The organism is Streptomyces cellostaticus, from assembly GCF_001513965.1.
Taxonomy (GTDB): Bacteria; Actinomycetota; Actinomycetes; order Streptomycetales; family Streptomycetaceae; genus Streptomyces; species Streptomyces cellostaticus.
On sequence record NZ_KQ948034.1, the window covers coordinates 48,301 to 74,985 of the forward strand.

The 26,685-nt window shown below is 70.7% G+C and carries 25 protein-coding genes and 1 tRNA gene; 10 read left to right on the plus strand and 16 right to left on the minus strand.

The window, feature by feature from the left end; translation table 11 throughout:
• Positions 1 to 62 precede the first annotated feature (62 nt).
• From AQI88_RS30060 to AQI88_RS30090, 7 genes are all read right to left on the minus strand, one after another.
• Positions 63 to 386 (minus strand): TcmI family type II polyketide cyclase, encoded by a 324-nt coding sequence (locus AQI88_RS30060; protein ID WP_067005135.1) that lies wholly within the window; start codon positions 384 to 386, stop codon positions 63 to 65.
• A gap of 22 nt (positions 387 to 408) precedes the next feature.
• Positions 409 to 888 (minus strand): SRPBCC family protein, encoded by a 480-nt coding sequence (locus AQI88_RS30065; RefSeq protein WP_067005137.1) that lies wholly within the window; start codon positions 886 to 888, stop codon positions 409 to 411.
• Between the two features lies 1 nt (position 889).
• Positions 890 to 1,147 (minus strand): acyl carrier protein, encoded by a 258-nt coding sequence (locus AQI88_RS30070; protein WP_067005139.1) that lies wholly within the window; start codon positions 1,145 to 1,147, stop codon positions 890 to 892.
• Positions 1,148 to 1,166: 19 nt separating this feature from the next.
• Positions 1,167 to 2,414 (minus strand): beta-ketoacyl synthase N-terminal-like domain-containing protein, encoded by a 1,248-nt coding sequence (locus tag AQI88_RS30075; protein ID WP_067005141.1) that lies wholly within the window; start codon positions 2,412 to 2,414, stop codon positions 1,167 to 1,169.
• A gap of 7 nt (positions 2,415 to 2,421) precedes the next feature.
• Positions 2,422 to 3,681, minus strand: a complete 1,260-nt coding sequence (locus AQI88_RS30080) for a beta-ketoacyl-[acyl-carrier-protein] synthase family protein (protein WP_067005143.1) — start codon at positions 3,679 to 3,681, stop codon at positions 2,422 to 2,424.
• Complete coding sequence (locus tag AQI88_RS30085; protein WP_067005145.1) at positions 3,678 to 4,124, minus strand: cupin domain-containing protein; 447 nt, start codon at positions 4,122 to 4,124, stop codon at positions 3,678 to 3,680. Before AQI88_RS30085 ends, AQI88_RS30080 begins: the two co-directional genes overlap by 4 nt.
• An 88-nt stretch (positions 4,125 to 4,212) precedes the next feature.
• Complete coding sequence (locus AQI88_RS30090; protein WP_067005147.1) at positions 4,213 to 5,286, minus strand: SchA/CurD-like domain-containing protein; 1,074 nt, start codon at positions 5,284 to 5,286, stop codon at positions 4,213 to 4,215.
• A gap of 201 nt (positions 5,287 to 5,487) precedes the next feature.
• Here AQI88_RS30090 and AQI88_RS30095 point away from each other — a divergent pair, with 201 nt between their 5' ends.
• Positions 5,488 to 7,116 (plus strand): FAD-dependent oxidoreductase, encoded by a 1,629-nt coding sequence (locus AQI88_RS30095; RefSeq protein ID WP_067005149.1) that lies wholly within the window; start codon positions 5,488 to 5,490, stop codon positions 7,114 to 7,116.
• 59 nt (positions 7,117 to 7,175) lie between these two features.
• Here AQI88_RS30095 and AQI88_RS30100 read toward each other — a convergent pair.
• Positions 7,176 to 7,249, minus strand: a tRNA-Thr gene (locus AQI88_RS30100).
• A 216-nt stretch (positions 7,250 to 7,465) separates the two neighbouring features.
• On the opposite strand from AQI88_RS30100, the gene AQI88_RS30105 reads away from it, so the two are divergent.
• The 3 genes from AQI88_RS30105 to AQI88_RS30115 all read left to right on the plus strand — a co-directional run bounded on the left by AQI88_RS30105 (position 7,466) and on the right by AQI88_RS30115 (position 10,088).
• Positions 7,466 to 8,602, plus strand: coding sequence for an ABC transporter ATP-binding protein (locus AQI88_RS30105; RefSeq protein WP_067005151.1), 1,137 nt, complete (start codon positions 7,466 to 7,468; stop codon positions 8,600 to 8,602).
• 208 nt (positions 8,603 to 8,810) lie between these two features.
• Positions 8,811 to 9,272 carry a hypothetical protein gene (locus AQI88_RS30110; protein WP_067005153.1) on the plus strand — a complete coding sequence of 154 codons (462 nt, stop codon included), beginning with the start codon at positions 8,811 to 8,813 and terminating at the stop codon, positions 9,270 to 9,272.
• Between the two features lie 84 nt (positions 9,273 to 9,356).
• The gene (locus AQI88_RS30115) at positions 9,357 to 10,088 is read left to right on the plus strand and encodes a nucleotidyltransferase family protein (protein WP_067005155.1); all 732 of its coding nucleotides are present in this window, start codon (positions 9,357 to 9,359) and stop codon (positions 10,086 to 10,088) included.
• Positions 10,089 to 10,234: 146 nt separating this feature from the next.
• Here AQI88_RS30115 and AQI88_RS30120 read toward each other — a convergent pair whose 3' ends face one another.
• From AQI88_RS30120 to AQI88_RS30145, 6 genes are all read right to left on the minus strand, one after another.
• Positions 10,235 to 11,794 carry a DoxX family membrane protein gene (locus AQI88_RS30120; protein WP_067005157.1) on the minus strand — a complete coding sequence of 520 codons (1,560 nt, stop codon included), beginning with the start codon at positions 11,792 to 11,794 and terminating at the stop codon, positions 10,235 to 10,237.
• Positions 11,795 to 11,991: 197 nt separating this feature from the next.
• Positions 11,992 to 12,933, minus strand: a complete 942-nt coding sequence (rlmB, locus tag AQI88_RS30125; protein ID WP_067005159.1) for a 23S rRNA (guanosine(2251)-2'-O)-methyltransferase RlmB — start codon at positions 12,931 to 12,933, stop codon at positions 11,992 to 11,994.
• Positions 12,934 to 13,020: 87 nt separating this feature from the next.
• On the minus strand, positions 13,021 to 14,424 hold the full coding sequence (gene cysS, locus AQI88_RS30130; RefSeq protein WP_067005161.1) for a cysteine--tRNA ligase: 1,404 nt from the start codon (positions 14,422 to 14,424) through the stop codon (positions 13,021 to 13,023).
• A gap of 86 nt (positions 14,425 to 14,510) precedes the next feature.
• Complete coding sequence (ispF, locus tag AQI88_RS30135; RefSeq protein ID WP_067005163.1) at positions 14,511 to 15,005, minus strand: 2-C-methyl-D-erythritol 2,4-cyclodiphosphate synthase; 495 nt, start codon at positions 15,003 to 15,005, stop codon at positions 14,511 to 14,513.
• The gene (gene ispD, locus AQI88_RS30140) at positions 14,995 to 15,747 is read right to left on the minus strand and encodes a 2-C-methyl-D-erythritol 4-phosphate cytidylyltransferase (RefSeq protein ID WP_067005164.1); all 753 of its coding nucleotides are present in this window, start codon (positions 15,745 to 15,747) and stop codon (positions 14,995 to 14,997) included. Before ispD ends, ispF begins: the two co-directional genes overlap by 11 nt.
• Before the next feature lie 312 nt (positions 15,748 to 16,059).
• On the minus strand, positions 16,060 to 16,542 hold the full coding sequence (locus AQI88_RS30145) for a CarD family transcriptional regulator (protein ID WP_003953493.1): 483 nt from the start codon (positions 16,540 to 16,542) through the stop codon (positions 16,060 to 16,062).
• A 649-nt stretch (positions 16,543 to 17,191) separates the two neighbouring features.
• On the opposite strand from AQI88_RS30145, the gene AQI88_RS30150 reads away from it, so the two are divergent.
• Positions 17,192 to 17,884: a copper chaperone PCu(A)C domain-containing protein gene (locus AQI88_RS30150; protein WP_067005167.1), complete on the plus strand. Its 693-nt coding sequence runs from the start codon at positions 17,192 to 17,194 to the stop codon at positions 17,882 to 17,884.
• 140 nt (positions 17,885 to 18,024) lie between these two features.
• Here AQI88_RS30150 and phoP read toward each other — a convergent pair whose 3' ends face one another.
• Entirely contained in the window at positions 18,025 to 18,696 is a 672-nt protein-coding gene (gene phoP, locus AQI88_RS30155) for a two-component system response regulator PhoP (protein ID WP_018568744.1), read from the minus strand.
• 5 nt (positions 18,697 to 18,701) lie between these two features.
• On the minus strand, positions 18,702 to 19,955 hold the full coding sequence (phoR, locus tag AQI88_RS30160) for a two-component system sensor histidine kinase PhoR (RefSeq protein ID WP_067005168.1): 1,254 nt from the start codon (positions 19,953 to 19,955) through the stop codon (positions 18,702 to 18,704).
• Positions 19,956 to 20,189: 234 nt separating this feature from the next.
• On the opposite strand from phoR, the gene phoU reads away from it, so the two are divergent.
• The 5 genes from phoU to xdhB all read left to right on the plus strand — a co-directional run bounded on the left by phoU (position 20,190) and on the right by xdhB (position 26,685).
• Positions 20,190 to 20,879, plus strand: coding sequence for a phosphate signaling complex protein PhoU (phoU, locus tag AQI88_RS30165; RefSeq protein ID WP_067005171.1), 690 nt, complete (start codon positions 20,190 to 20,192; stop codon positions 20,877 to 20,879).
• A 388-nt stretch (positions 20,880 to 21,267) separates the two neighbouring features.
• Complete coding sequence (locus tag AQI88_RS30170) at positions 21,268 to 21,486, plus strand: hypothetical protein (protein ID WP_067005173.1); 219 nt, start codon at positions 21,268 to 21,270, stop codon at positions 21,484 to 21,486.
• Positions 21,487 to 21,561: 75 nt separating this feature from the next.
• Positions 21,562 to 22,239, plus strand: a complete 678-nt coding sequence (locus AQI88_RS30175; protein WP_067005175.1) for an HNH endonuclease family protein — start codon at positions 21,562 to 21,564, stop codon at positions 22,237 to 22,239.
• Between the two features lie 535 nt (positions 22,240 to 22,774).
• A complete protein-coding gene (locus AQI88_RS30180) occupies positions 22,775 to 24,256 on the plus strand; it encodes a xanthine dehydrogenase small subunit (RefSeq protein ID WP_067005185.1) in 1,482 nt (493 codons plus the stop codon).
• Positions 24,253 to 26,685, plus strand: coding sequence for a xanthine dehydrogenase molybdopterin binding subunit (gene xdhB / locus AQI88_RS30185; RefSeq protein ID WP_067005191.1), 2,433 nt, complete (start codon positions 24,253 to 24,255; stop codon positions 26,683 to 26,685). Before AQI88_RS30180 ends, xdhB begins: the two co-directional genes overlap by 4 nt.

Sequence of the window (26,685 nt, forward strand, 5' to 3'; positions counted from 1 at the left end):
GCCGCCGGGCCCGCGACGCTGCGGGCCCGGCGGCCGGTGGCCGTCCGGGGGTGCCGTACGGCTCAGTCGCGCTCCCAGACGTAGAAGCGGTGTGCCATCGCGTCCTTGGGAGACCTCCAGGTCTCAGGGTCGTACGCGCTGACGTACGCCGACAGGCGCTCGCTGACGTCCCGGAACTCGGGGTGGCTCGTCACCTTGGCGATGGCCGGTCCCGGCTCGCGCTCGGACTCGATGAGGTGCAGGTACACATCGCCGAACTGGAAGAGGCTGCGCCGGGTGACCCCGACGAGGTGGGGCAGCTCTCCGCGGTCGGACTCCGCGAACACCTGGGCGATGCCGGGGGCGGAGCCCGGGGCCATACGGGCGACGATCAGGGCCTGGTGCATGGGGCTTGCTCCTCCGTCCGGCTCAGTCGGCCAGGGCCGGCGCGGGCCGGTGCCCGGTGGCGGCCTTCTCGATCTTCTCCCGAATGAGGGCCAGCTGGACCTTGGAGTTCCGGTTGATGTTGTCGGTCATCCACGCGTCGTCGACGGGGGCGTCCGGCTTCATCGCGAAGTCCTGCGTCCAGACCATCCGGGTACCGGCGGGCACCTCCTCGTAGCGCCAGTGGATGTCCATGTGGGCGAACGGGCCGGTCTCGACGCGGCGGGCCTTCACGGTGAGGGTGTCGCGGTCGGGCTCGCGCTCGGAGACCCAGCTCCAGACGGTCCCGTTGTCGTCCGGGTGCATGGTCAGCCGGAACGTCGTCTTCTTCCCCTCCCGGGAGAGGATCTCGACGGACGCGTACTCGCTGAACAGCTGGGGCCAGCGCTCCAGGTCGTTGGTCATGTCCCAGACCAGGTCCAGCGGTGCGGCGATGGTGATCTCGTTCTGGGTGTGTCCTGCCATCTCAGGCTCCTGCCATCAGGGTGCTGTTGACGAGGTCGAGGAACTGCCGGGGCGTCTTGCAGCGCTCCGCGTCCGGGGGCATCGGGGTACCGTGCGTGTTCTCCAGCTCGCCCACGATGCCGAGCAGGCCGAGCGAGTCGACGCCGAGCGCGTCGAAGCCGGACTCGCCCAGCTCCAGCAGCGCGTCCGGGGCGACGGTGACCCCGGCGGCCTTCTTCATCAGCGCGGCCAGTACTTCCACGGTGATCTGTGCGGTCATGCGATTACCTCCTGTGCTGCTAGGCGTTGCCGGCGCCGCGCCGCAGCACGAGCGCCGAGTTCGACCCCATGAGCCCGCGGCTGAGCACCAGCGCCGTACGCAGCTCGGCGACGCGGGCGCGGCCGGTGACGAGGTCGAGGTCGTGGCAGACGTCGAAGACGTTCGGCGTGGGCGGGATCAGTCCGTGCTCCATCGCGAGCACGGCCGCCGCGGTGTCCAGCACGGGCGCCGCGCAGTAGCCCCGGCCGATGCCGGTCTTCGGCGCCGTGACCGGCACCCGGGTGCCGTGCGCGCCGAGGGCGTCGGCGAGCGCGAGCGCCTCGGCGCGGTCCGCCTCCGGCACCCCGAGGGCGTCGGCGAAGACGACGTCGACCTCCTCGGGCGCGCAGCCGGCCTCGTCCAGCGCCTGCCGGACGGCGTGGGCCAGGCCGCCTCGGGACTCCGCCCAGCGGGAGGCGCCGGTGAAGGTGGCCGCGTGCCCGGCGACGAGGGCGCGGACGTCCGCACCGCGCTCCCGCGCGGCCTGCTCCGCCTCCACCACGAGCATCGCGCCGCCCTCGGCGGGCACGAAGCCGCAGGCGGCCTCCGTGAACGGGCGGTAGGCGCGGGACGGGTCGGCCGCACAGCTCAGCTCCTGGTAGCCGAGCTGGCAGACCACCGAGTACGGCGCCAGCGGCGCCTCGGTGGAGCCGGCCACGATCACATCGGTGCCGCGCCGCACCGCCCGCGCCGCGTGCGCGAGGGCGTCCAGGCCGCCGGCCTCGTCGGAGGCGACGACCGAACAGGGGCCCTTGAACCCCCGGCGGATGGAGATCTGGCCAGTGCTCGCGGCGTAGAACCAGGCGATGGACTGGTACGGGCCGACGAACCGGCTGCCCTTGCCCCACAGCTGCTGGAGCTCGCGCTGGCCGAACGCACCGCCGCCGGACCCCGCGGCGGTGACCACCCCGATGGAGTACGGCTCCTCGGAGGTGTCGGCCTGCCCGAGCCGGGCGTCGTCCAGTGCGAAGTCCGCCGCGGCCATGGCGAAGTGGGTGAACCGGTCGGTCTGGACGAGGAACCGCTCCTCGATCGTCGCCGCCGGCTCGAAGGCACGGACCTCGCCGGCCACCTTCAGCGGAAGGTGCTCGCAGCCCTCGCGGGTGACCCGGTCGAGGACGCTGAGGCCTTCCTGGGTGGCCTTCCAGAAGGTGTCGGTGCTGGTCCCGTTGGGCGCGACCACCCCGATACCGGTGATGGCCGCGCGCCGTTCATGCGGAGCGCTCATCGTGTCCTCACTCCCTCGTCCGGGTCAGAACCACCGCGGACTGGAAACCCCCGAACCCGCTGCCCACGGACAGGACGCTGGTCAGCTTCCGTTCGCGGGCGACACGCGGGACGTAGTCCAGGTCGCACTCGGGGTCGGGGGTCTCGTAGTTCGCGGTCGGGGGTACGACCTGCTTGGCGAGGGCCAGCACACAGGCGACCACCTCGATGGCCCCGATCGCCCCGAGGGAGTGCCCCACCATCGACTTGATGGAGCTCATGGGGGTGTCGTAGGCGTGGTGGCCGAGCGCCCGCTTCACGGCCGCCGTCTCGTGGCGGTCGTTCTGCCGGGTGCCGGAGCCGTGTGCGTTGACGTAGTCGATGGCCGTCGGGTCGAGCCGGGCGTGGTCGAGTGCGCTGTCGATCGCCCGGGCCATCTCCAGGCCCTCGCTGGTCAGGCCGGTCATGTGGTAGGCGTTGCCGAAGGTGGCGTAGCCGCCCAGTTCGCAGTACACGTGCGCGCCGCGGGCCCGCGCGTGTTCCAGCTCCTCCAGGACGAGCACCGCACCGCCCTCGCCCATGACGAAGCCGTCACGGTGGTTGTCGAAGGGCCGGGAGGCGTGTGCCGGGTCGTCGTTGTTCGGGGACGTGGCCTTGATCGCGTCGAAGCACGCCATGGTGATCGGGGAGATCGGCGAGTCCGACGCTCCGGCTATGCAGATGTCGGCCCTGCCCTCCTCGACGGTGTGGAAGGCGTACCCGACCGCGTCCAGGCCCGAGGTGCAGCCGGTGGAGACGGTCTGCACCGGACCCTGGGCGCCGAAACGTTCCGCCACCGCGGAGGCGACCGTGCTCGGGGAGAACGCCCGGTGCAGATGCGCCTGCGCCTCCCGGTGGTCGACGTCCCAGCGCTGCCCGCGGTGGCTCACCAGGACGTAGTCGTGCTCCAGGCGGGTGGTGCCGCCGACCGCGGTGCCCACCGACACCCCGACCCGCCAGGGATCCTCCCCGGCCAGGTCGAGACCCGAGTCCAGGACCGCCTCTTCCCCGGCGACCAGGGCGAACTGGATGTACCGGTCCGCCCGCGCGGCCTGTTCCGCGTCCAGGCCGTACGCCGCCGGGTCGAAGTCGCACTCGGCGGCGATCTGCGACCTGAGCCCCGTGGGATCGAAGAAGGTTATGCCCCGCGTCGCGGTCCGGCCGTCGGCAAGCAGATCCCAGAATGCCGGTACGCCGATGCCGCCCGGAGCAACGATGCCTATGCCAGTGACCGCCACGCGCCGGGTCATGACCGAACCTGACCTCGGTCGGCCGCGCAGGCGGCACCCGCCGGCGTCGGCTCGGTGAGCACCGCGGCGGCGCCGATCACCTCGGTCTCCTCGGTGTCGACATGGCCGAGCTGCGGCCGCGGGGCCAGCGGACCCAGGTGGAAGACGATCCGCGCCTCCACCTTGCCGACGTTGCGGAAACGGTGCCGCAGGTAGGCCGGGATCATCAGACCCTGCTCGGGCCGCAGCGTGTGCGGCTCACCGTCCAGGTCCACCTCCAGATGCCCGCAGACGACGTAGACGAACTCCTCGGAGTAGGGGTGGTAGTGCTCACCGATGCGGTCACCGGGCTGCACGATGGCCACGCCCATGAAGCCGCTGGTGGAGCCGACCGTGGCCGGGGTGAGCATGGCGCGCAGGTCGCCACCTCGCCGGACGTTGGGCTCGACCTCACTGAGGTCCACGATTTTCGGACGGGGTTTGATGGACAACGTTTCCTCCGTTGAGTGTGCTGCGCTGACGCTTGGCGGTTGGGGGGACCCGGCCGCCGGATCAGGCGTCCGGCGACCGGCGGTCGGTGATCAGCTCCATTCGGGCGGCCTCGGCATCGAGCAGCTCCCGCACCTCCGCGGCCGCACGGGCATCCGGCGGCAGCGCCTCGACGTCCCGCTCGCCGCGCACGTCGACCAGCCGCACCACGACGTCGTCGCGCTGGAAGACCGTGCTGCGCAGGATCGGGCTCGCCGGATCGTCCGCGGCCGCCGAGTCGGTCCGGGCGAGCAGCTCGGCCAACCGCATCCCGCGGCCGGGCCGGGCCGGGTAGCACAGGGCCTGCCGCATCCCCTCCGGCTGGTCGTCCGCGCTCACGTGGTGCACGGCCGGCAGCGCCGCCCGGGTGAAGAAGACCCGGGCCGACTCCTGGTTGTTGAGGTCCCGCTCCTGCTCCAGGTACGGGTTGATCGCCTCCTCGACGGCCCGCACCTCCGGCTGCCGGGCCACGTGCCGCAGCGCCGCGAGCAGGTCGCCGCGCACCTCGATGGCCCGCACCACCCGGTTGCCGTGCATGAACAGCGAGGTCCGGCACAGCCGCGTCGTGTCGTCCACGCGGGCCTCGGGCGAGGCGTAGTCCGAGAGGATCTTCGCGACCTTCTCCTCGGTGCCCGGCCTGACCGTGAAGGTCAGCGCGTGCCGGATCACCCCGTCACCGATGCGCGGGTGAGCCTGCAGCCGGCGCTGCCCGGACTCGGCGTGACCGGTCTCGCGCACCACGTGGAACCGGAGCGACCGGGTGTCCCGGACGCAGGAGTGCAGCGGCTCCACCATCTGCACGTGCTCCTCGCTGTTCACCCAGGTGAGGAACGGCGGAGCACTCTCCCACTCGCTCGTGATGAGCCATTGGGATGGATTCTCGATGGACTGGCAGAGTTGATCACTGACATGACCGGGAACGGACGCAACCTGGTTGCAGAGCTGCTCGTACGCCTCCAGGAACTGCTGCTGCGCGCCGTCGTGCACGTCGACCAGCAGGACGACCCGGAGCCGGGAGCCGTCGAACACGGACTGGGAGACACGCTTCGACACCTCACGGGTCAGCGTTCCTGAAAGACGTTCAGACGTCGTGGTCATCCTGCACACATCTCCTTCGCGGGGGCAGAGGCGACGCCGGCCGCACCTGACGCGACGGCAGCGTTCCTTGATCCTGTGCCGGTCCCCACAAGCCCGCGACTCGTATGAACCACGTGGGTGATTGGGCACGCGAAGCAGGCCGCACCGGGCAAGAGAACTCACAGGCGCCCCACACGCGCACCCCTGCCTCTGGAGGCTTCGATGCATCAGAAAGCCGACCACCGGGTCCCCGTCCTCATCGTGGGCGGCTCCCTGGTGGGCCTGTCCATGTCCGTGTTCCTGGGCCGTCTCGGTGTGCGGCACATGCTCGTCGAGCGCCACTCCGGGACCTCGATCCACCCCCGCGGCCGCGGCAACAACGTGCGGACGATGGAACTGTTCCGGGTGGCCGGCATCGAGCCGGACATCAAGGCGGCGGCCTCACTCCTCGCGGACAACCACGGCATCCTGCAGACCCCGACCCTCGTCGGCGACGCGGGCGAATGGCTGTTCAAACAGATCGACCCCGGCGGCGGACTCGCCCGGTTCAGCCCCACCAGCTGGTGCCTGTGCAGCCAGAACGACCTCGAACCCGTCCTCCTCGACAGCGCCCGGGAACTCGGCGGCGACCTGCGCTACTTCCACCGGATGGAGTCCTTCGCCCAGGACGCCGACGGAGTGACGGCGACCGTCCTGGACCGCACCACCGAGGAGCGCTGCACCGTCCGCGCGGACTACCTCATCGCCGCCGACGGCCCCCGCAGCCCCGTCCGCCACGCCCTCGGCATCGGCCAGACGGGCCCCGGCGACCTCTTCGCCAACGTCAGCGTCACCTTCCGCTCCGCCGGACTCGCCGAAGTGGTCGGCGACCGCCGCTTCATCTGCTGCTACCTCACCCACCCGGACGCCGACGGCGCCCTGCTCCCCGTCGACAACAAGGAACGCTGGGTCTTCCACGCCCCCTGGCACCCCGAGCACGGCGAAACCCTGGACGAATTCACCGAGGAACGCCTCCAGCGCCACATCAGCCGGGCCGTGGGCGTCCCCGGCCTCGACGTGGAAATCACCGGAAAGGCGTCCTGGCGCGCCGCCGAACGGGTCGCCGACCGCTACTCCTCGGGCCGGGTCTTCCTCGCCGGCGACTCCGCCCACGAGATGTCCCCGACCGGCGCCTTCGGCTCCAACACCGGCATCCAGGACGCCCACAACCTGGCGTGGAAGCTGGCCGCCGTCCTGGCCGGCTGGGCCGGCCCGGGCCTGCTCGACTCCTACGACACCGAGCGCCGCCCGGTCGCCCTCGCCACCAGCGCCCGCGCCTCCGCCCGCTCCGTCGAACACAGCCACCCCGGCTTCGCACCCGCCCCCGGCGTCGGCGGCGGCAAGCGCGGCGGCATCCTCAACGTCGTCCTCGGCTACCGCTACCCCCACGGCTCCGGTCCTGAGCAGCCCGTCGTGCCCGAGGGCCTGAACCTGACCGGCGAGCCCGGCACCCGCGCCCCCCACCTGTGGCTGCGCCGCGCCGGACAGCGCCTGTCCACCCTCGACCTGTACGAACGCTCCCTGGTCCTGCTCACCGACGCCCCGGACGACGCGGGCTGGCACGAGGCGGCCCGCCGCATCGCCGACACGGACGGCGTACGGCTCGACGCCTACCGGATCGGCCCGGGCGCCGACGCGGACCTGACGTACGACACCGAGGACGGCGACTGGGCCAAGCTCCACGGCACCACCGCCGACGGGGCGGTTCTGGTCCGGCCGGACGGGTTCGTGGCGTGGCGGGCGACGGGAGCCGTACCCGATCCGCAGGAGACGCTGCGGCAGGCGCTCCGGACCCTGCTCCGAACAGCCTGACCTGCGCAAACGACGAAGGCCACCCGCACATCGAGGTGCGGGTGGCCTTCGTCCTGCCGAGCCCCCTGTCGGATTCGAACCGACGACCTTCGCTTTACAAGAGCGGCGCTCTGACCAGCTGAGCTAAGGAGGCGTGCACACACCGGGGGTGTGTGCCTGTGCAGTGTACCCACGACCCGGGCGGCCCCTGTCGAAAATTTCCGCGAAGTTCACCGGGCTCCAGGTACTGACATACGACGTGAACGCCAGGTACCGTCCTGACCCAGTCCACCCATGTGGACTACACCAACCACCTTCCTACAACGGATCGTCCGGCACGTTCCTGCCGGTAGAAGGGGGCCCATTCACCATGGCCACTGTCACGTTCGACAAGGCGACCCGGATCTACCCGGGTTCCACCAAGCCCGCCGTCGACCAGCTCGACATCGCGATCGAGGACGGCGAGTTCCTCGTCCTGGTCGGCCCGTCGGGTTGCGGAAAGTCCACCTCGCTGCGGATGCTCGCGGGCCTGGAGGACGTCAACGGCGGCGCCATCCGTATCGGTGACCGCGACGTCACGCACCTGCCGCCCAAGGACCGGGACATCGCCATGGTGTTCCAGAACTACGCCCTCTACCCGCACATGACGGTCGCCGACAACATGGGCTTCGCGCTCAAGATCGCCGGCGTCAACAAGGCGGAGATCCGGCAGAAGGTCGAGGAGGCCGCGAAGATCCTCGACCTCACCGAGTACCTGGACCGCAAGCCCAAGGCCCTCTCCGGCGGTCAGCGCCAGCGTGTCGCGATGGGCCGCGCCATCGTGCGTGAGCCCCAGGTCTTCCTCATGGACGAGCCGCTGTCCAACCTGGACGCCAAGCTCCGTGTGTCGACGCGTACGCAGATCGCGTCCCTCCAGCGCCGCCTCGGCATCACCACCGTCTACGTCACCCACGACCAGGTCGAGGCCATGACGATGGGCGACCGGGTGGCCGTGCTCAAGGACGGTCTGCTCCAGCAGGTCGACTCGCCGCGGAACATGTACGACAAGCCCGCGAACCTCTTCGTCGCCGGGTTCATCGGCTCCCCGGCCATGAACCTGGTCGAGGTCCCGATCACCGACGGTGGTGTGAAGTTCGGCAACAGCGTCGTCCCCGTCAACCGGGACGCCCTGACGGCCGCCTCCGACAAGGGTGACCGCACGGTGACCGTGGGTGTCCGGCCCGAGCACTTCGACGTGGTCGAGCTGGGCGGCGGTGCCGCCGCCTCCCTCACCAAGGACACCGAGGACGCCCCGGCCGGTCTCGCCGTCTCGGTGAACGTGGTCGAGGAGCTGGGCGCCGACGGCTACGTCTACGGCACCGCCGAGGTCGGCGACGAGGTCAAGGACCTGGTCGTCCGCGTCAACGGCCGCCAGGTGCCGGAGAAGGGCTCCACCCTGCACGTCGTGCCGCGGCCGGGCGAGATCCACGTGTTCTCGACCTCCACGGGCGAGCGCCTCTCCGACTGAGCAGCCTGACCAGCGCGCATGCGCCCAGGTTGACGAAAGGGGCCCCGCGGACCGCCGCGGGGCCCCTTTCGTTGCCGACATATACCCCGGCACAGCGATCATTTCGGGCGGCGTGCGTCAACCCCTTACCCAGAAAGAGACGTCACTTCATCGCCCATAAGGGTGACTAAATGTCGCCAAATCATCACCGGGCGCTACCCTCACACGCGTGAAGCACTCCACCAACCCTCAGACGCGACGCGGCCATCGGGGCGGCCCTGCCCGCCGGATCGGCCGCACTCTCGCCCTCGTCCTGCCCGTCGTCCTGGTGCTCTCCGGAACCCTCGCGGTCACCCGGGTCAACTGGACGGGAAGCCCCTCCGGCTCGGTGCTCACCGCCTCGGACGTCTCCTCGGCGGAGGTCTCCAGCAAGGCGGTCCCCCAGGCCCCCCAGGACGTGCTGCGCGAACAGCTGATGTCCGAGCTGCAGCACAGGAACCCGGGGGTGGTCCTCACCCACCTCCAGGAGGCGGTCAACGGGCGCCCCTCGCTGGCGAGGCACTGCGCCTCCATCGCCCACGCCCTGGGCAAGGCCGCCGAGCGCATCTACGGCGCCTCGCGCGCCCAGTCGTACGCCCGCCCGGTCTGTGACACGTCCTTCGCCTCCGGGGTGCTGGCCGCCCATAGCTAAGCGCGGTTGGGAAGTAGGTAACGGCTCCTTAAGGAGCCCGTTGCGGTCGGAATCCCGGCCGGGGCGCCACGTACAGTTCGGGGCATGACCCATCCGAACGCGGCGTCGCGCCCCACTCAAGCCGTCGTCCTGGCCGGTGGCCAGGGCTCACGGCTGCGTCCCTACACCGACGACCGGCCCAAGCCGATGGTCGAGATCCCCGGCACGGGTACTCCGATCATCGGCCACCAGTTGGCCTGGCTCGCCGAAGAGGGCGTGACGGACGTGGTGGTCTCCTGCGGCCACCTCGCCGAGGTCCTGCAGAAGTGGCTGGACTCGACCGACCTGCCCGTGTCCGTCACCACCGTCGTGGAGACCGAGCCCCTCGGCCGCGGCGGCGGCCTCAAGTACGCCGCCGCGCACCTCCCCCGCCCCGACCGGCCCTGGTACGCCACCAACGGCGACATCTGGACCCGCTTCTCCCTGCGGGACATGGCCGACTTCCACACCGAGCGGGACGCTGTCGCCACGCTGGCGCTGGCCCGGCCCCGGATTCCCTGGGGTGCGGTGAAGACGGACGGCTTCGGGCACATCACCGACTTCATCGAGGCGCCGCCGTCCACCTTTGAGATCAACGCGGGTGTGTACGTGTTCACGCCCGAGTTCGCCTCGATGCTGCCCGAGCGGGGGGATCACGAGCGGACCACGTTTCCCCGGCTGGCCCGGGAGCGGAAGCTGGCGGGGTTCCCCATTCCGCAGGGGGCTTACTGGCGGGCCATTGACACCGCCAAGGACCTGACTGAAGCGGCTAAGGAATTGGCGGCTTTGGGGCGGTAGCCGGGTGCTGGTGGGTGGGGGTTCATCGCGCCCACGCGGCGGAGCCGCATATTGATACAGCGCCGCGCCCCTTGAGTACTCGCAGTCCCGCAAGCCGAAAAGGCCCCGTACCTTCCTGGTACGGGGCCTTTCCTGTCTGAGGTCGGCTATCCCAGCAAACCGCCCACCAACCCCGGCTCGCCGGAGGAGGTGGTGCCCCCTGTCGAGGCGCTGCCGGTGCTGGTCGGGCCCGCCGTCGTGCTGGGGGCGCCGCCCGTCGGGGAAGAGCGGCGGGGCGGGACCTGGCCCACGGTGCCCTGGGTCTGGCTGGGCGTCGTGGTGGTGGCGCCGGCGCTGCGGCTCGCACCCGGGGTCGTGGCCGCCCCGGAGGGGCTCGCGCCGGCCGTGGCGCCGCCCGTGGGCGAGCTGGAGGCCGACGGGGCCTTGCGGTGCCGCTGGCCGGGCTCCTGGGGCACCGGCGAACCGGGCAGGTTGTTGCGGGGGGCCTCGCCGGGGCCGGGGACGACCACGCGGCTGGAGTCGCGTACGGCGCCGCCCAGCAGGGAGCCGACAAGCAGGGTCAGGCCGACGGTGACGGCCGTGACGAGGGCGCCGCGGCGCAGGACGTAGCGGCGCAGTTCCCAGATCTCGGAGCGGGGGCCGAGCGTGCGCCAGGCGCTGCCCGCGAGGCGGCCGTCGACGGAGTAGACGGGGGCGCCGGCGATGATCAGCGGGGACCAGGCGGCGAGGTAGATGATGTCGGGGGCGTCGTAGGCGGGGACCGTCTTCCAGCTGACGGTGACGATGAGGGCGGCGGAGAGCAGGGCGCCGACGACCGCGGCGACGCGCTGCCAGCAGCCGAGGACCGTCAGGACGCCGACGACGACCTGGAGGAAGGCGATGACCAGGCCGGAGCCGACCGGGTGGTGCAGGGCCCACTGATGCAGCGGCTCGGCGACCTCCCACGGGTGCAGGGTGTTGAGCCACTTGACCATGGAGCCGCGCTTGCCGCCGTCGAAGTAGACGGGGTCGCACAGCTTGCCCATGCCGGCGTAGATGGAAATGAAGCCGAGGAAGACGCGCAGCGGGAGGAGGACCACGCCGAGGTTCAGTCGGCGGCCCGGGTAGTAGGCGTGCCGGGCCGGGTCGTCGCCGTGACGGGTCGCGACGCGTTCGCGGAGTTCTTCGGCGGGGTCCTCGTAGTCCTCGTCGTCGTACGACTCGAAGCCGTCGGCCGGGTAGGCCGGTTCGTCGTAGGCGTCGGAGACCGTGCGCATGTGCGGCAGGAGCCGCGTGCCGTCGTCGGAGGGGGTGCGCTGGTGGCCGACGACGGGGGTCTCGACGGTCTGGTCGAGGTCGTCGTAGCCATCGCCGTATCCGTCGCCGTAGCCGGTCTCGACGCGCGGGATGACCTGGGTGGCGCCGGATTCGGCGGGCTCGTCGGCGTGGCGGACGCTGCTGCCCCGTACGGCCTGGAGGAGGCGGTGGGCGCCGGTGTCGTCGGGGGCGGACTTGCCGCTCCACACGACGGGGCGGCGGCGGCCGGGCGCGGCGGCACCGGCCCGGCCCGCCGTGCCCACGACCGGCATGCGGGCGGTGTCCTGGGTGGCGCTCAGGTGCCGGGCGATCCGCGGGGATTGGCTGCGCTTCGCCGTCGCGCCCAGCTGCACGCGGAAGCTGGCGTGATTGACGATGACCTGCGCCGGATCGCTCGGCACCTTCACCATGCTCAGCGCGGGAGCGTCGTCGTATCCCGACGCGCGATCCCCCGGTGGTGTGCGGGGTGTTCTGGTGTCCACACGTATCTAACCGAGTGACGTGGAGTTAGGACACTGGCGTTTGACCGGGCGGATGTGTCCGGACCGCGTCAAAGCCGCCCAGAGCGCCGGAATTACCCCGCACGGGTGAGGTTACGGACGTGTGTTCAGGGGCGCCGACGGGCCGCCTCGTACAGCACGATCCCCGCCGCCACACCGGCGTTCAGCGACTCCGCGCCGCCCGGCATCGGGATCCGCACCCGGAAGTCGCAGGTCTCGCCGACCAGGCGGGACAGGCCCTTGCCCTCGCTGCCGACCACGATCACGACGGGGCCCTGCAGGGCAGCCAGCTCACCGAGTTCGGCCTCGCCGTCGGCGGCCAGGCCGACGATCGTGAGGCCGGCCTTCTTGTACGCCTCCAGGGCCCGGGTCAGGTTGGTGGCGCGGGCGACCGGGGTGCGGGCGGCCGTACCGGCGGAGGTCTTCCAGGCGCCGGCGGTCATACCGGCCGAGCGGCGCTCGGGGACGACGACGCCGTGGCCGCCGAAGGCGGAGACGGAGCGGACGACCGCGCCGAGGTTGCGCGGGTCGGTGACGCCGTCGAGCGCGACGATCAGCGGGTCCTCGCCCTCGTCGTAGGCGGCTGCGGTGAGGTCCTCCGGGTGCGCGTACTCGTACGGCGGGACCTGCAGGACCAGGCCCTGGTGGTTCAGGCCGTTGGTCATCCGGTCCAGCTCGGGGCGCGGGGCCTCCATGAGGTTGATGCCGCCGCGCTCGGCGGCGAGCTGGAGGGCCTCGCGGACGCGCTCGTCGTTGTCGATGAACTGCTGGACGTAGAGGGTGTTCGCGGGCACGCCCTCGCGCAGGGCCTCGACCACCGGGTTGCGGCCGACGACCAGCTCGGAGGACGACTTGCCGCCGCGGCCCCGGGCCACGGGGCGGCGTACGGCCTGCTTCGCCTTGGCGTTGGCGATGCGGTTCTTCTTGTGACCCTTGCGCATCTCGGCGGGCGGGGTCGGACCCTTGCCCTCGAGGCCCTTGCGTCGCTGGCCGCCACTGCCGACCTGCGCGCCCTTCTTGCCGGACATGCGGCGGTTGTTCGCGGCCATGACCTACCTGTCTTCGTGAGTCTTCGTACGTACGTCTTATGCAGTGTGCCGCCCGGAGGGCCGGGCGGCACAATCGATCAAGGGGGACTAGCGCGGACCCAGGGTCCAGCGCGGTCCCTGCGGGCTGTCCTCGATCACGAGTCCGGCCTGGCTCAGCTGGTCACGGATGGCGTCGGCGGTGGCCCAGTCCTTGCGGGCGCGGGCGGACTCGCGCTGGTCGAGGACGAGGCGTACGAGGCTGTCGACCACGCCGTGCAGGTCCTCACCGCGGTCGGCGCCCTCGCCGGTCCAGCGCTCGTCCAGCGGGTCGAGGCCGAGGACGCCGAGCATGGCCCGCACCTCGGCCAGCCGGGCGACGGCCGCGTCCTTGTCGTCGGCGGCCAGCGCGCTGTTGCCCTGCCGGACGGTGGTGTGCACGACGGCGAGCGCCTGCGGGACGCCCAGGTCGTCGTCCATCGCCTCGGCGAAGGCGGGCGGTACCTCGGCCGTCGGCTCGACCGTCTTCCCGGTCAGCTCGGTGACGCGCTGCACGAAGCCCTCGATGCGCGCGAACGCCGACTCGGCCTCGCGCAGCGCCTCCTCGCTGTACTCGATCATCGAGCGGTAGTGCGGGGTGCCGAGGTAGTAGCGGAGCACGATGGGGCGCCAGTGCTTGACCATCTCGGAGACGAGGACGCTGTTGCCCAGCGACTTCGACATCTTCTCGCCGCTCAGGGTGACCCAGGCGTTGTGCACCCAGTACTTCGCGAAGTCGTCGCCGAACGCCTTGGCCTGGGCGATCTCGTTCTCGTGGTGCGGGAAGATCAGGTCGAGGCCGCCGCCGTGGACGTCGAAGGCCTCGCCCAGGTACTTGTGCGCCATCGCGGAGCACTCCAGGTGCCAGCCCGGCCGGCCGCGTCCCCACGGCGTCTCCCAGCTGGGCTCGCCGGGCTTGACGGCCTTCCACAGCGCGAAGTCGCGCCGGTCCCGCTTGCCGGTCTCGCCCTCGCCCTCGGGCTGGCGCAGGTTGTCCAGCTCCTGGTTGGAGAGCTGGAGGTACTCCGGGAAGGAGCGCACGTCGAAGTAGACGTTGCCGTCGGCGGCGTAGGCGTGCCCGCGCTCGATGAGCCCGCGCATCATCTCGATCATCTCGGGGACGTGCCCGGTGGCCCGCGGCTCGTACGTCGGGGGCAGGCAGCCGAGCGCCGTGTAGCCGTCGTCGAACGCGCGCTCGTTCGCGTAGCCGATGGCCCACCAGGGGCGGCCCTGGTCGGCGGCCTTGGCGATGATCTTGTCGTCGATGTCGGTGACGTTCCGGACGAACGTCACCTCGTAGCCGCGGTACTCGAACCAGCGGCGCATGATGTCGAAGTTGAGGCCCGAGCGGATGTGCCCGATGTGCGGTGCGGCCTGCACGGTGGCGCCACACAGGTAGATCGAGACACAACCCGGCTTGATCGGGGCGAAGTCACGGATCTGCCGGGCGCTGGTGTCGTACAGGCGAATCGTCACCACTCCAGGGTAGTGGGCCGGGCGTAGTGGGTTGCACCGGTCCGGTCACATCCCGGCACCTTCTTCGGGCCGCCTTCGGGCCGTCTTCAGGCCGTGCGGGCCACCAGCGCGGTGGCGACGGCCATCAGTCCTTCACCCCTGCCGGGGAATCCGAGTCCGTCGGTGGTGGCACCGGAGACCGACACGGGGGCGCCGGCCGCCTCGGTGAGGATCTTCTGGGCCTCGTCCCGGCGCTTGCCGATCTTCGGGCGGGGGCCGACGACCTGGACCGCGATGTTGCCGATGGTGAACCCGGCCTCGCGGACGATCCGGGCGGCCTCGGTGAGCAGGGTGACCCCGGAGGCGCCGGACCACTCGGGGCGCCCGGTGCCGAAGTGCTGGCCGAGGTCGCCGAGCCCGGCGGCGGAGAAGAGCGCGTTGCAGGCGGCGTGCGCGACGACGTCGGCGTCGGAGTGTCCGGCCAGCCCGGCTCCCTCGCCCTCCCACTTCAGGCCGGCGCACCACAGCTCGCGGCCTTCCTCGAAGGCGTGGATGTCGGTGCCGATGCCGACCTGGGGCAGCAGGGGCCGCTCAGAAGCCATCGTTGAGCCTCCTGCGGGCCAGGACCGCCTCGGCGAGGACCAGGTCGAGGGGGCGGGTGACCTTGAAGGCCTCCTCATGGCCGGGCACGGTGACGACGCTCAGGCCGAGCTGCTCGACCATGCTCGCGTCGTCGGTGACGTCCTCGGTGACGGTCTCATGGGCGCGGACCAGGGTCTCCCGGTCGAAGCCCTGGGGGGTCTGCACGGCGCGCAGCCGGGCCCGCTCGGGCGTGGCCACGACCGGCTCGGGCTCGCCGGCGGCGGCCGCGGGCTCGACCTCCTTGACGGTGTCGGCCAGCGGCAGCGCGGGGACGACGGCGGGGGCGCCGTCGCGGACGGCCTCGATGACCGCGTCGACCGTGTCGACGGGCACGAGCGGGCGGGCCGCGTCGTGCACGAGGACCACGCCGTACTCGGGCGGCAGGGCGTCGAGGCCGAGCCGGACCGACTCCTGGCGGCTGTCCCCGCCGGGAACGACCAGGAAGTCGGTGCGCTCGGGCAGCGCGTGCGCGTCGAGCAGGGACTTGACCTCGGCGGCGCCGTCGGGCGGGGCGACGACGATCACCAGGGAGACGTGGCGGGAGGCGGCGAGGGCGCGGACCGCGTGGATCAGCATGGGCGTGCCGTTCAGCGCGCGGAGCGCCTTGGGGGCGCCCGGGCCAAGGCGTACGCCCCGGCCGGCGGCGGGAATCACGGCGGCGACGGGGATCTGCGCGGGTGAAGGGCGCGAATCGTCAGACATCGGTTCCTGTCAGGTTTGTGTGCTCGACCTACGTGGGTATGGCCTGGAGGAGTGCCGGGCGCGACGCCTTGACCGGACCCTTCCGTGACCCTGGTCGAGCCATCTGCCCGGGCCCGGCACACCAAGTATCGGGGGATTTCCCCCGAGGTGAACGACAGGCGGTACGGCGGCCCGTCGAGGCGGCCGAACGGCAACCGGGATTTCCGGGGACGAACATGCCGCAGCGCCCGGCGACAGGGTCAGTGTCATCGGGCACCGCGGCATTTCACTGTGCTGAGCGTGCTGAGGGCGGCGGATGCCGCCTGCTGCGCCTCAGGAGGCGAGCACCTCGTCGAGCAGGGCCTCGGCCTTGTCCTCGTTCGTGTTCTCCGCGAGCGCGAGCTCGCTCACCAGGATCTGGCGGGCCTTGGCGAGCATGCGCTTCTCACCGGCGGAGAGTCCGCGCTCGCGCTCGCGACGCCACAGGTCACGCACGACTTCCGCGACCTTGATGACATCGCCGGAGGCAAGCTTCTCCAGGTTTGCCTTGTAGCGACGGGACCAGTTCGTGGGCTCCTCTGCATACGGTGCGCGCAGCACCTCGAAGACCCGGTCGAGCCCGTCCTGACCGACCACATCACGCACGCCCACGAACTCAGCATTGTCCGCTGGCACACGCACCGTCAGGTCACCCTGGGCGACCTTCAGCACCAAGTAGGTCTTGTCCACGCCTTTGATCTGACGAGTTTCGATGGCCTCGATCAGCGCGGCCCCGTGATGGGGATAGACCACGGTGTCGCCAACCTTGAACGTCATGTGACAGGTACCCCTTCCGTGGCTATCCAGGGTAACACGGATACGGCGTCTTCTGAATGGCGTTTTCGCAGGTCAGGGCATATCTCGGGGCTTGACAACAGCAACAGGAACGTGCTGCGAGGGGCCTGCGGAAGCAGGAATTCGCAGGTCGGAGGGGCTCTTCGGGCGGGGTGAAACGCGCACGTTACAGGCCTGCCGAACCGTCTCCAAGTGGCTGAACGTCCCGATTTGTCTGCTTCCAAGCGTACGACTTCCGCTACTCCGTTCGGTGACCCGAGTCGGGTACGGGACGAATCCGGAATTGATCACAGGCGGCCCGATGGGCCGTCGGTGATCAATATCCGGGGTGGTCCTGCATTCCCTCACGGAAAATCTGCGGGGCGTGTTGCGGGGATGCGGACTGCGGTGTTGCGGACGCGTTATGTGAATGGCGGACGAGTACCTCGCCAAAGTGACTCATGGGTCACTTGTGGCGGGTGGGGCACGGGTGGCGGACGGACGGTGTACGGCCAGCCGGAGGGAAGGCGGGTGCTTGGGGGAGGGTCGGGTGCGGACGCGCGGGAACGGCTCGGTAACCTAAGGCCGCTGACAGACACTTAGGGTGGCTTTATTCGGGAGCCGCCCGTGCGTTCAAGGAGTTGCCGCCGCCGTGAGCAGCAGCCTTCGACGCGGCGCCCTCGCCGCCTCCGCCATCGTCTTCTCGATCGCCTCGCTCGCCGCCTGCGGCGCCGGCAACAACTCCCAGACCCTGGAGATCAAGCCGGACAACGCGGCGACCAGCGTCGGCGCCATCAAGATCCAGAACGCCTCGATCATCACGCAGCCCGACCTGAAGGCCGCGGGCCCGGCCGTGATCTCCGCGACCGTCTTCAACTCGGGCAAGACGGACCAGACCCTGCAGTCGATCACCGTCGCGGGCAGCAGCGAGCCCGTCAAGCTGTCCCCCGCCAAGGGCCAGAGCCTCACCATCCCGGCCCACGGCTCGCTGCTCATCGGCGGCAAGGACAACGCCTCCGCCGTGATCGCCAGCGGCCGTGAGGCGGTCCAGGACGGCAACGCCCAGAAGGTCACCTTCACCTTCAGCCAGACCGGTCCGGTGAACCTGCGCGCCTTCGTGGTCCCGGCCACCAGCTACTTCAGCGGCTGGGGCCCGAGCGAGATCCCGTCCGCCTCGGCCGGTACCTCCGCGGCCCCGGGCGCGACCGGGGCCGCCGCCAACGGCAAGCCGGGCAAGCACGGCAAGACCACCCCGTCGGCGACCGCCACCGCGACCGCCACCGACACGGCGACCACCGGCGCCACCCCGAGCGACTCCGCGTCCCAGTCGGCCGCCGGCCACTGAGCGGCCGCGGCGCAGCCGTACACACGAGGGCGGCACCCCATGCGGGGTGCCGCCCTTCGTCGTGGACCGTGCGGCTCGGCTAGCGGCTCGAAGCGGACGACCGTGCGGGCCGGCCTGCGGCTCGGAGTGTGCGGGTCGGCCTACGGCTCGAACTTGTAGCCCAGCCCGCGGACCGTCACCAGGTAGCGCGGTGCGCCCGGGTCCGGCTCGATCTTGGCGCGCAGGCGCTTGACGTGGACGTCGAGGGTCTTGGTGTCGCCCACGTAGTCGGCGCCCCAGACGCGGTCGATCAGCTGCATACGGGTCAGGACCCGGCCCGCGTTGCGCAGGAGCATCTCCAGGAGGTCGAACTCCTTGAGAGGCAGGTCGACCTTGGAGCCGGAGACCGTCACCACGTGGCGGTCGACGTCCATACGGACCGGGCCCGCCTCCAGCGCGGCCGGGGTCACCTCCTCCGGCTCGCCGCGGCGGCGCAGCACGGCCCGGATACGGGCGACCAGCTCGCGGGACGAGAAGGGCTTGGTGACGTAGTCGTCGGCTCCTATTTCGAGGCCGACGACCTTGTCGATCTCGCTGTCCTTGGCCGTCACCATGATCACGGGGACGTTGGAGCGGCCGCGCAGCTGACGGCACACCTCCGTGCCGGGCAGCCCCGGCAGCATCAGGTCGAGGAGGACGAGGTCGGCGCCGTTGCGCTCGAACTCGTCGAGTCCGTCGGGGCCGGTCGCCGCCACGGCGACCTCGAAGCCCTCCTTGCGGAGCATGTACGACAGGGCGTCGGAGAAGGACTCCTCGTCCTCGACGACGAGCACTCGGGTCACGGAAGGACCTCCGGGGCGGGAAGCGGTTCGTACGGGGATGAGTCGGCGGTGCCGCCGGCCTCGTCGTCGAGGTCGGGGTGCTGTTGTGCGCGGTCGCGGGCCATACCCGCCTCCGGCAGCCTGAGGGTGAAGGTGGAGCCCTGGTTCTCGGCGCTCCAGACCGTGACCTCCCCGCCGTGCGAGGCGACCACGTGCTTGACGATCGCGAGCCCCAGACCGGTGCCTCCGGTCTGCCGGGAGCGGGCCGGATCGACGCGGTAGAAGCGCTCGAAGATGCGCTCCTTGTCCTTGTCGGAGATGCCGATGCCCTGGTCCGTGACGGCGAGCTCGATCTGGTCGCCGCCGGGGGCGTTGACCCGGCGGGCGGCTATGCCGACGCGGGTGCGGGCCGGGGAGTAGTTCACGGCGTTCTCGACGAGGTTGCCGAGGGCCGCGGCGAGCTGGCCGCGGTTGCCCCAGACGTGCAGGTCGGCGGTGCCGCCGGCGGCCATCGTGATCTGTTTCGTACCGGCCTGGTGGCGGCAGCGGTCGATGGCCTCGGCGACCAGCTCGTCCACCCGGACGGGCTCGGCGTCCTCCAGCGGGTCGTCGTTCTGCACCCGGGAGAGGTCGATCAGCTCCTGGACCAGGTTGGTCAGCCGGGTCGCCTCGATCTGCATACGGCCGGCGAAGCGCTGGACCGCCTCGGGGTCGTCGGAGGCGTCCATGACGGCCTCGGAGAGCAGGGAGAGCGCGCCGACGGGTGTCTTCAGCTCATGGCTCACATTGGCCACGAAGTCCCGCCGTACGGCCTCGATCCGGCGGGCCTCGGTGAGGTCCTCGACCAGCAGCAGGACCAGGCGGGAGCCGAGCGGGGCCACGCGCGCGGAGACGGCGAGCGCCTCGCCGCGCCCCGTACCGCGCCGGGGAAGATCCAGCTCGACCTGGCGTATCTCCCCGTCCCGTCTGGTGTCCCGGGCCATCTGGAGCATGGGTTCGATGGCGAGCTTGCCGCCGCGGACCAGCCCGAGGGCGTAGGCGGCGGAGCTGGCCTTGACGACGGCGTCGGCCTCGTCGAGGACGACGGCCGAGGAGCGGAGCACGGACAGTACGGTGTCCACGCCGGGCGGGAGTACGGGATCGGTGTGCAAAGAAGTCCTGGTCGGTCGCTTCTGGTCGCGTTCGCTCCAGCGGAACGCCAGCATGGCGATGACACCGGTGAGCACCCCGGCGATCGCTGCCGCTGCGGCGACCGCCGCGTTCACGTCCATGCATCCAGGTTAGGCATGGGGTACGACATGACCACAGCCGTCGGAGTGCGACCTCGGCCACTCGTCGCCCAGAGTTCACCTTGGAGCCAGTATTGGTTCATTTGGGGTGGCAGAAACGGTCGCGTGCGGGGCAGAACGTGGGAGCGTGGGGTTCACACCGCTGGTTTCAGCCACGGGGCGCGTGGTGTCACAGCCCCCGGAACCCCCGAAGCACACGTAGGAGAGGGAACCCTGATGCGGGACGCGTACCACGAGGAACTGGACTCGATCGGCGACGGTCTGGTGGAGATGGCGCGGCTGGTCGGGTCGGCGATCGGGCGCGCCACGACCGCCATCCTCGACGCCGACCTGAAGCTGGCCGAGAGCGTGATCGAGGCGGACCAGAAGGTCGACGAGCTCCAGCACGACCTGGAGGCGCGGGCCATAGCCCTGCTCGCCCGCCAGCAGCCGGTGGCGACGGACCTCCGTATCGTCGTCACGTCGCTGCGCATGTCCGCCGACCTGGAGCGCTCCGGCGACCTCGCCCAGCACGTGGCGAAGCTCGCCCGGCTGCGCTTCCCCGCGCGCACGATCCCGCACGACCTGCACGCGACCATCCTGGAGATGGGCCAGCTCGCGCAGCGCCTGATGGCGAAGGCCGCCGAGGTGATCGTGACCAAGGACGTCGACCTCGCCCTCCAGCTGGAGGCGGACGACGACGAGATGGACCTGCTGCACCGCACCCTCTTCCAGCACCTGATCGACGAGCGCTGGAAGCACGGCATCGAGACGGCCGTCGACGTGACCCTGCTGGGCCGCTACTACGAGCGGTACGCCGACCACGCCGTGGCCGTCGCCAAGCGCGTCGTCTTCCTGGTCACCGGCGAGCACGCGGACGAACTCCAGCCGGACATCCAGCCGGCGACCGGGGTCGAGGGGGCGTAAGCCCGCCGGGCCGTCCGGGGGGCTCGTGGAATGCCGGGCGGGGCGTGCGGGCGCATCCATGCGCCGTTGATGCGCCCAGCGGAAGGGGCATGCAATGGGCGAGGGCACCAGCACCCCCGTGTCAAGGAGGGACCCATGGCCGAATCCCCCAGCACCACGCCCGACCCCACCCAGGAGCGCGAGACCGACCAGCCCGCCGAGATCAGGAGCCTGCCGCTCGTAGCAGCGTGCGGCTGCGGTTCGGGCTGCGGTTGCGGGTGCCAGTCAGGCGCCCCCTGCCAGTGCGGTTGAACGTACGACCGCCGAGGGCCGGTGTGAATCCGAACCGGGTTCACACCGGCCCTTGTCGTTGAGGGATGGACGATGCCCACCCGCCCAGCGGCTGGGCATGTACGACACAGGGTGGACGGTCGGTGCCGCCGCGCTCTTCGTCCACCTGGCCTCGCTCGTGCTCGGCTTCGGAGCCGTCCTGGTGGCCGACCATCACGCGCTCCTGTGCCTGACCGGCCGGTGCACCCTGCGCGACACACTGCACAGCACGGCCCGCCTGCACGTCCCGATACACCAGGCACCCTCTTGGGCGATGGGTAGCACACCTGTCCGGTGAACTTGGACGTCCATTTGGATCATTCATTCGAGTTGAACCCCTCGAACGAAGTACGCGCGGTCAACTCTGCGATGCGTGATCAACAACCTCAGGCGCGCCGCGATCGCGGCCGCGCTCCTCGTCGTGCCCATCGCGGCACCCACTCCGGCCCACGCGCATGATCGTTCCGTCCCGAGGCGCACACTCCCGATCTCGGCCGCGGTCCGCCTCCTCCCGCTCGCCGCGGAGGTACGGGACGGCTACCAGCGCACGAGCTTCAAACACTGGAACGCGGGCAAGAACCCCACCGACGGCTGCAACACCCGAGCCGAGGTGCTCATCCACGAGGCGGTCGACCCGCCCCAGATCCTCCCGGGCTGCAAGCTGACCGGAGGCCGGTGGTGGTCGTACTACGACTCCAAGTGGGTGACCTCCGCCTCCGCCCTGGACGTCGACCACATGGTGCCGCTCGCCGAGGCCTGGGACTCCGGGGCATCGCAGTGGACCGCGGCGCGGCGCGAGGCCTACGCCAACGACCTGAACGCCGAGTCCTCCCTCGTCGCGGTCTCCGCAGCCTCGAACCGCAGCAAGGCCGACCAGGACCCGGCCCAGTGGCTGCCGCCGACCATCTCCGTCACGTGCCGCTACCTCTCGGAGTGGACCGCGACCAAGCTCCGCTGGGGGCTCACCGTCGACGCCGTCGAACAGGAAGCCCTCACCCAACTCACGGGCTCCTGCCCCGACACGAACGTGACCTACGAACCTGCTCCGTAGAGCTGTGGGCCGGCCCTGCCAAGGGGTGGGGCCGGGCCAGAAGCTCAGACCTCCCACACGCTTTCGGTGCTGGACGGGGATGAATGAGACCAGAACCGAGACCAAGGCGCCGGGTCATCGTCGAGAGTGGATCGTCCTGATCAAATGGGAACAGGCCGTGCCACGGGAGAAGGCGTTCGAGATCCCGAGGTCAACCCCTTGACCTCGGTGGCCCCGGCCACTATTTTGCGGTAGACGTCGACCCATAACCACCGAAAGGAGGCGACCAGCGGATGAACACCAGCTCTGATCTTGGTCGCCTCGCCCAGCGCACGGTCTGGGTTCCGGGTCGGATCGCGCACGGCTGCTGAGCACGCCGTTCTGATGTGCCCGTCCGTGGCACATTCCGGGTTTCCCGTCACCATTTTCCGGCACGACGCTGTTGCGTGCCGTTTTGCGCCCGCTCCTCTCACGTGGCGCCTCTGAACACAGAAAGCTGCCTGAAATTGGCGAACATCATGAATCGACCTGTCACGCACAGAAACGAAGGCCTGTCATGACAGAGGCGCGGATCAAGGTCAACGGGAAAGAAACACCGATTTCACCGGCTGCGCCCCACACCACCGTGCTGGATTTTCTGCGCGAGCGTGGCCTCACCGGTACCAAGGAGGGCTGCGCCGAGGGTGAATGCGGCGCCTGTTCGGTCCTGGTGGCCCGTCCCGGGGTGAACAAGCCCACCGACTGGGTGGCGGTCAACGCCTGCCTGGTCCCGGCTGCGGCGCTCGACGGTCAGGAGGTCATCACCTCCGAAGGTCTCGCCACCGTCGGCGAACCCGGCACGCCGCCCACCCTGCACCCGGTGCAGGAGGAGATGGCGGTCCGCGGCGGCTCCCAGTGCGGTTACTGCACACCGGGCTTCGTCTGCAGCATGGCCTCCGAGTACTACCGGCCCGACCGCTGCGCGCACTCGGACTCGCACGCGGACTCCGACTCGGCCGACAGCACCGACCACGAGCACGGTCCGAACGGTTTCGACCTGCACGCGCTGAGCGGAAACCTGTGTCGCTGTACCGGCTATCGCCCGATTCGCGATGCCGCGTTCGCCGTTGGTGAGCCCACGGACGAGGACCCGCTGGCGCAGCGCCGCGAGCAGGCCCCGCCCGCACCGGTCGCCACCGAATACACCCAGGACGACAGCACGTTCCTGCGGAAGGAAACGCTGGCCGAAACGCTGCGACTGCTGCGCGAGCGGCCCGACGCGGTGGTGGTCGCCGGCTCCACCGACTACGGCGTCGAGGTGAACATCCGCTCCCGCCGCGAGGGTTGCGTGGTCGCCATCGACCGGCTGCCCGAACTCCGGGAGCTGCGCGTCGAGTCCGACCACATCGAGATCGGTGCGGCGCTGACGCTCACCGAGATCGAGCGCCGCCTCGACGGCGACGTCCCGCTCCTCGCGGAGCTGTTCCCGCAGTTCGCCTCCCGGCTCATCCGCAACAGCGGGACCCTCGGCGGCAACCTGGGTACCGGCTCGCCCATCGGTGACAGTCCGCCGGTGCTGCTCGCCCTCGAGGCGTCGTTGGTGCTCGCCGACGCCGACGGCGAGCGCGTGGTCCCGCTGGCGGAGTACTTCACCGGCTACCGGCAGAGCGTGCGCCGTCCCGGCGAGCTGATCCGCGCGGTGCGCATCCCGCTGCCGCTGTCGCCGGTCGCGGCCTTCCACAAGATAGCCAAGCGGCGCTTCGACGACATCTCCAGCGTGGCGGTCGCTTTCGCGCTCGACATCGAGGACGGGGTCGTCCGCAAGGCGCGGATCGGCCTGGGCGGCGTGGCCGCCACCCCGATCCGCGCCCTCGCCACCGAGGCCGCCCTGGAAGGCAAGCCCTGGTCGGCGGAGACCGTAGAGGCCGCGGCCCGGGTGCTGCGGGGCGAGGGCACGCCGATGGACGACCATCGCGCCAGCTCCCTCTACCGTTCCGCGATGCTCGGCCAGAGCCTCAAGAAGCTGCACGCACAGACCACCGAGGCGGTGTCGTCATGAGTCACCTGTCCGAGCGCCCCGAGAAGCCGGTCGTCGGCGTCTCCCTGCCGCACGAGAGTGCCTTCCAGCACGTCACCGGCACCGCGCTCTACACCGACGACCTGGTCCAGCGCACCAAGGACGTGCTGCACGCCTACCCGGTCCAGGTCATGAAGGCCCGCGGCCGGATCACCGCACTGCGCACCGAGCCCGCGCTCGCCGTGCCCGGCGTGGTCCGCGTGCTGACCGGTGCCGACGTGCCCGGCGTCAACGACGCCGGCATGAAGCACGACGAGCCGCTCTTCCCCGACGAGGTCATGTTCCACGGCCACGCGGTCGCATGGGTGCTCGGCGAGACCCTGGAGGCGGCCCGGCTCGGTGCGGCGGCCGTCGAGGTGGAACTCGACGAACTGCCCTCCGTGATCACGCTGCAGGACGCGATCGCGGCCGAGAGCTTCCACGGCGCCCGGCCGCTGATGGTGCACGGCGACATCGACGCCGGCTTCGCCGACTCCACGCACGTGATCACCGGCGAGTTCCAGTTCTCCGGTCAGGAGCACTTCTACCTCGAGACGCACGCGGCCCTCGCCCAGCTCGACGAGAACGGGCAGGTGTTCATCCAGAGCAGCACCCAGCACCCGTCGGAGACCCAGGAAATCGTCTCCCACGTGCTCGGCGTGCCCGCCCACGAGGTGACCGTGCAGTGCCTGCGGATGGGCGGCGGCTTCGGCGGCAAGGAGATGCAGCCGCACGGGTTCGCGGCCATCGCCGCGCTCGGCGCCAAGCTGACCGGCCGGCCGGTCCGGTTCCGGTTCAACCGGACCCAGGACCTGACCATGTCCGGCAAGCGGCACGGATTCAACGCCACCTGGAAGATCGGCTTCGACGCCGAGGGCCGTATCCAGGCCCTGGACGCCACCCTGACCGCGGACGGCGGCTGGAGCCTGGACCTGTCCGAGCCGGTCCTCGCCCGCGCGCTGTGCCACATCGACAACACCTACTGGATCCCCAACGCGCGCGTCGCCGGACGCATCGCCAAGACCAACACGGTCTCCAACACCGCCTTCCGCGGCTTCGGCGGACCGCAGGGCATGCTGGTGATCGAGGACATCCTGGGCCGCTGCGCGCCGCAGCTCGGCCTGGACCCCATGGAGCTGCGGGAGCGCAACTTCTACCAGCCGGGCCAGGGCCAGACGACGCCGTACGGGCAGCCGGTCACCCAGGCCGAACGGATCTCCACCGTCTGGCAGCAGGTGCGGGACGACGCCGGCATCGCCGACCGGGGGCGCGAGATCGCCGCCTTCAACGCCGCGCACCCGAACACCAAGCGGGCGCTCGCGATCACCGGCATCAAGTTCGGCATCTCGTTCAACCTCACCGCCTTCAACCAGGGTGGGGCGCTGGTGCTGATCTACAAGGACGGCTCCGTCCTGATCAACCACGGCGGCACCGAGATGGGCCAGGGCCTGCACACCAAAATGATGCAGGTGGCCGCGACCACACTGGGCATCCCGCTGCACAAGGTGCGCCTCGCCCCGACGCGTACCGACAAGGTGCCCAACACCTCCGCGACCGCGGCCAGTTCCGGTGCGGACCTCAACGGTGGGGCGATCAAGAACGCCTGTGAACAGCTGCGCGAGCGGCTGCTGCAGGTCGCCGCCACCCAGCTGGGGGCGAACGCCTCGGACGTGCGCATCGTCGAGGGCGTCGCGCGCGCCCTGGGCAGCGACAAGGAGCTGGCCTGGGACGACCTGGTGCACTCCGCGTACTTCCAGCGGGTGCAGCTGTCGGCGTCCGGCTTCTACCGGACCGAGGGGCTGCACTGGGACGCGAAGTCCTTCCGCGGCACGCCGTTCAAGTACTTCGCCTACGGCGCCGCGGCGGCCGAGGTGGAGGTCGACGGCTTCACCGGCGCGTACCGGATCCGGCGCGTGGACATCGTGCACGACGTCGGCGAGAGCCTCTCCCCGATGATCGACATCGGTCAGGTCGAGGGCGGTTTCGTGCAGGGTGCGGGCTGGCTGACGCTCGAGGACCTGCGCTGGGACACCAGTGACGGCCCGAACCGCGGCCGGCTCCTGACCCAGGCGGCGAGCACCTACAAGCTGCCGAGCTTCTCGGAGATGCCCGAGGAGTTCAACGTCAGGCTGCTGGAGAACGCCACCGAGGAGGGCGCGGTCTACGGCTCCAAGGCGGTGGGTGAGCCTCCGCTGATGCTGGCGTTCTCGGTGCGCGAGGCGCTGCGGCAGGCCGCAGCCGCGTTCGGGCCGAGCGGGGTCAGCGTCGATCTGGCCTCGCCCGCGACGCCGGAGGCGGTGTACTGGGCGATCCAGGAGGCTCGCCAGGGCGACGCCTCGCGGCTCGGTCATGCCGTCAACGGGCACGCCGTGAACGGTCACTCCGCGAACGGCAAGGTCCGCACCGACGCAGAAGCGCTGAGCAGTGCCTGA

Excerpts from the sequence above, each read along its gene's own strand:
- AQI88_RS30090 (WP_067005147.1), bottom strand. The coding sequence starts at position 5,286 with ATGACCACGACGTCTGAACGTCTTTCAGGAACGCTGACCCGTGAGGTG.
- AQI88_RS30075 (WP_067005141.1), bottom strand. The coding sequence starts at position 2,414 with ATGAGCGCTCCGCATGAACGGCGCGCGGCCATCACCGGTATCGGGGTG.
- AQI88_RS30115 (WP_067005155.1), top strand. The coding sequence starts at position 9,357 with ATGACCCATCCGAACGCGGCGTCGCGCCCCACTCAAGCCGTCGTCCTG.
- AQI88_RS30070 (WP_067005139.1), bottom strand. The coding sequence starts at position 1,147 with ATGACCGCACAGATCACCGTGGAAGTACTGGCCGCGCTGATGAAGAAG.
- AQI88_RS30095 (WP_067005149.1), top strand. The coding sequence starts at position 5,488 with ATGCATCAGAAAGCCGACCACCGGGTCCCCGTCCTCATCGTGGGCGGC.
- AQI88_RS30145 (WP_003953493.1), bottom strand. The coding sequence starts at position 16,542 with ATGACGTTCAAGGTTGGCGACACCGTGGTCTATCCCCATCACGGGGCC.
- AQI88_RS30180 (WP_067005185.1), top strand. The coding sequence starts at position 22,775 with ATGACAGAGGCGCGGATCAAGGTCAACGGGAAAGAAACACCGATTTCA.
- AQI88_RS30120 (WP_067005157.1), bottom strand. The coding sequence starts at position 11,794 with ATGGTGAAGGTGCCGAGCGATCCGGCGCAGGTCATCGTCAATCACGCC.
- AQI88_RS30065 (WP_067005137.1), bottom strand. The coding sequence starts at position 888 with ATGGCAGGACACACCCAGAACGAGATCACCATCGCCGCACCGCTGGAC.
- AQI88_RS30060 (WP_067005135.1), bottom strand. The coding sequence starts at position 386 with ATGCACCAGGCCCTGATCGTCGCCCGTATGGCCCCGGGCTCCGCCCCC.
- AQI88_RS30080 (WP_067005143.1), bottom strand. The coding sequence starts at position 3,681 with ATGACCCGGCGCGTGGCGGTCACTGGCATAGGCATCGTTGCTCCGGGC.
- ispD (WP_067005164.1), bottom strand. The coding sequence starts at position 15,747 with ATGTCTGACGATTCGCGCCCTTCACCCGCGCAGATCCCCGTCGCCGCC.
- AQI88_RS30105 (WP_067005151.1), top strand. The coding sequence starts at position 7,466 with ATGGCCACTGTCACGTTCGACAAGGCGACCCGGATCTACCCGGGTTCC.
- xdhB (WP_067005191.1), top strand. The coding sequence starts at position 24,253 with ATGAGTCACCTGTCCGAGCGCCCCGAGAAGCCGGTCGTCGGCGTCTCC.
- ispF (WP_067005163.1), bottom strand. The coding sequence starts at position 15,005 with ATGGCTTCTGAGCGGCCCCTGCTGCCCCAGGTCGGCATCGGCACCGAC.
- rlmB (WP_067005159.1), bottom strand. The coding sequence starts at position 12,933 with ATGGCCGCGAACAACCGCCGCATGTCCGGCAAGAAGGGCGCGCAGGTC.
- AQI88_RS30170 (WP_067005173.1), top strand. The coding sequence starts at position 21,268 with ATGTACGACACAGGGTGGACGGTCGGTGCCGCCGCGCTCTTCGTCCAC.
- phoU (WP_067005171.1), top strand. The coding sequence starts at position 20,190 with ATGCGGGACGCGTACCACGAGGAACTGGACTCGATCGGCGACGGTCTG.
- phoR (WP_067005168.1), bottom strand. The coding sequence starts at position 19,955 with ATGGACGTGAACGCGGCGGTCGCCGCAGCGGCAGCGATCGCCGGGGTG.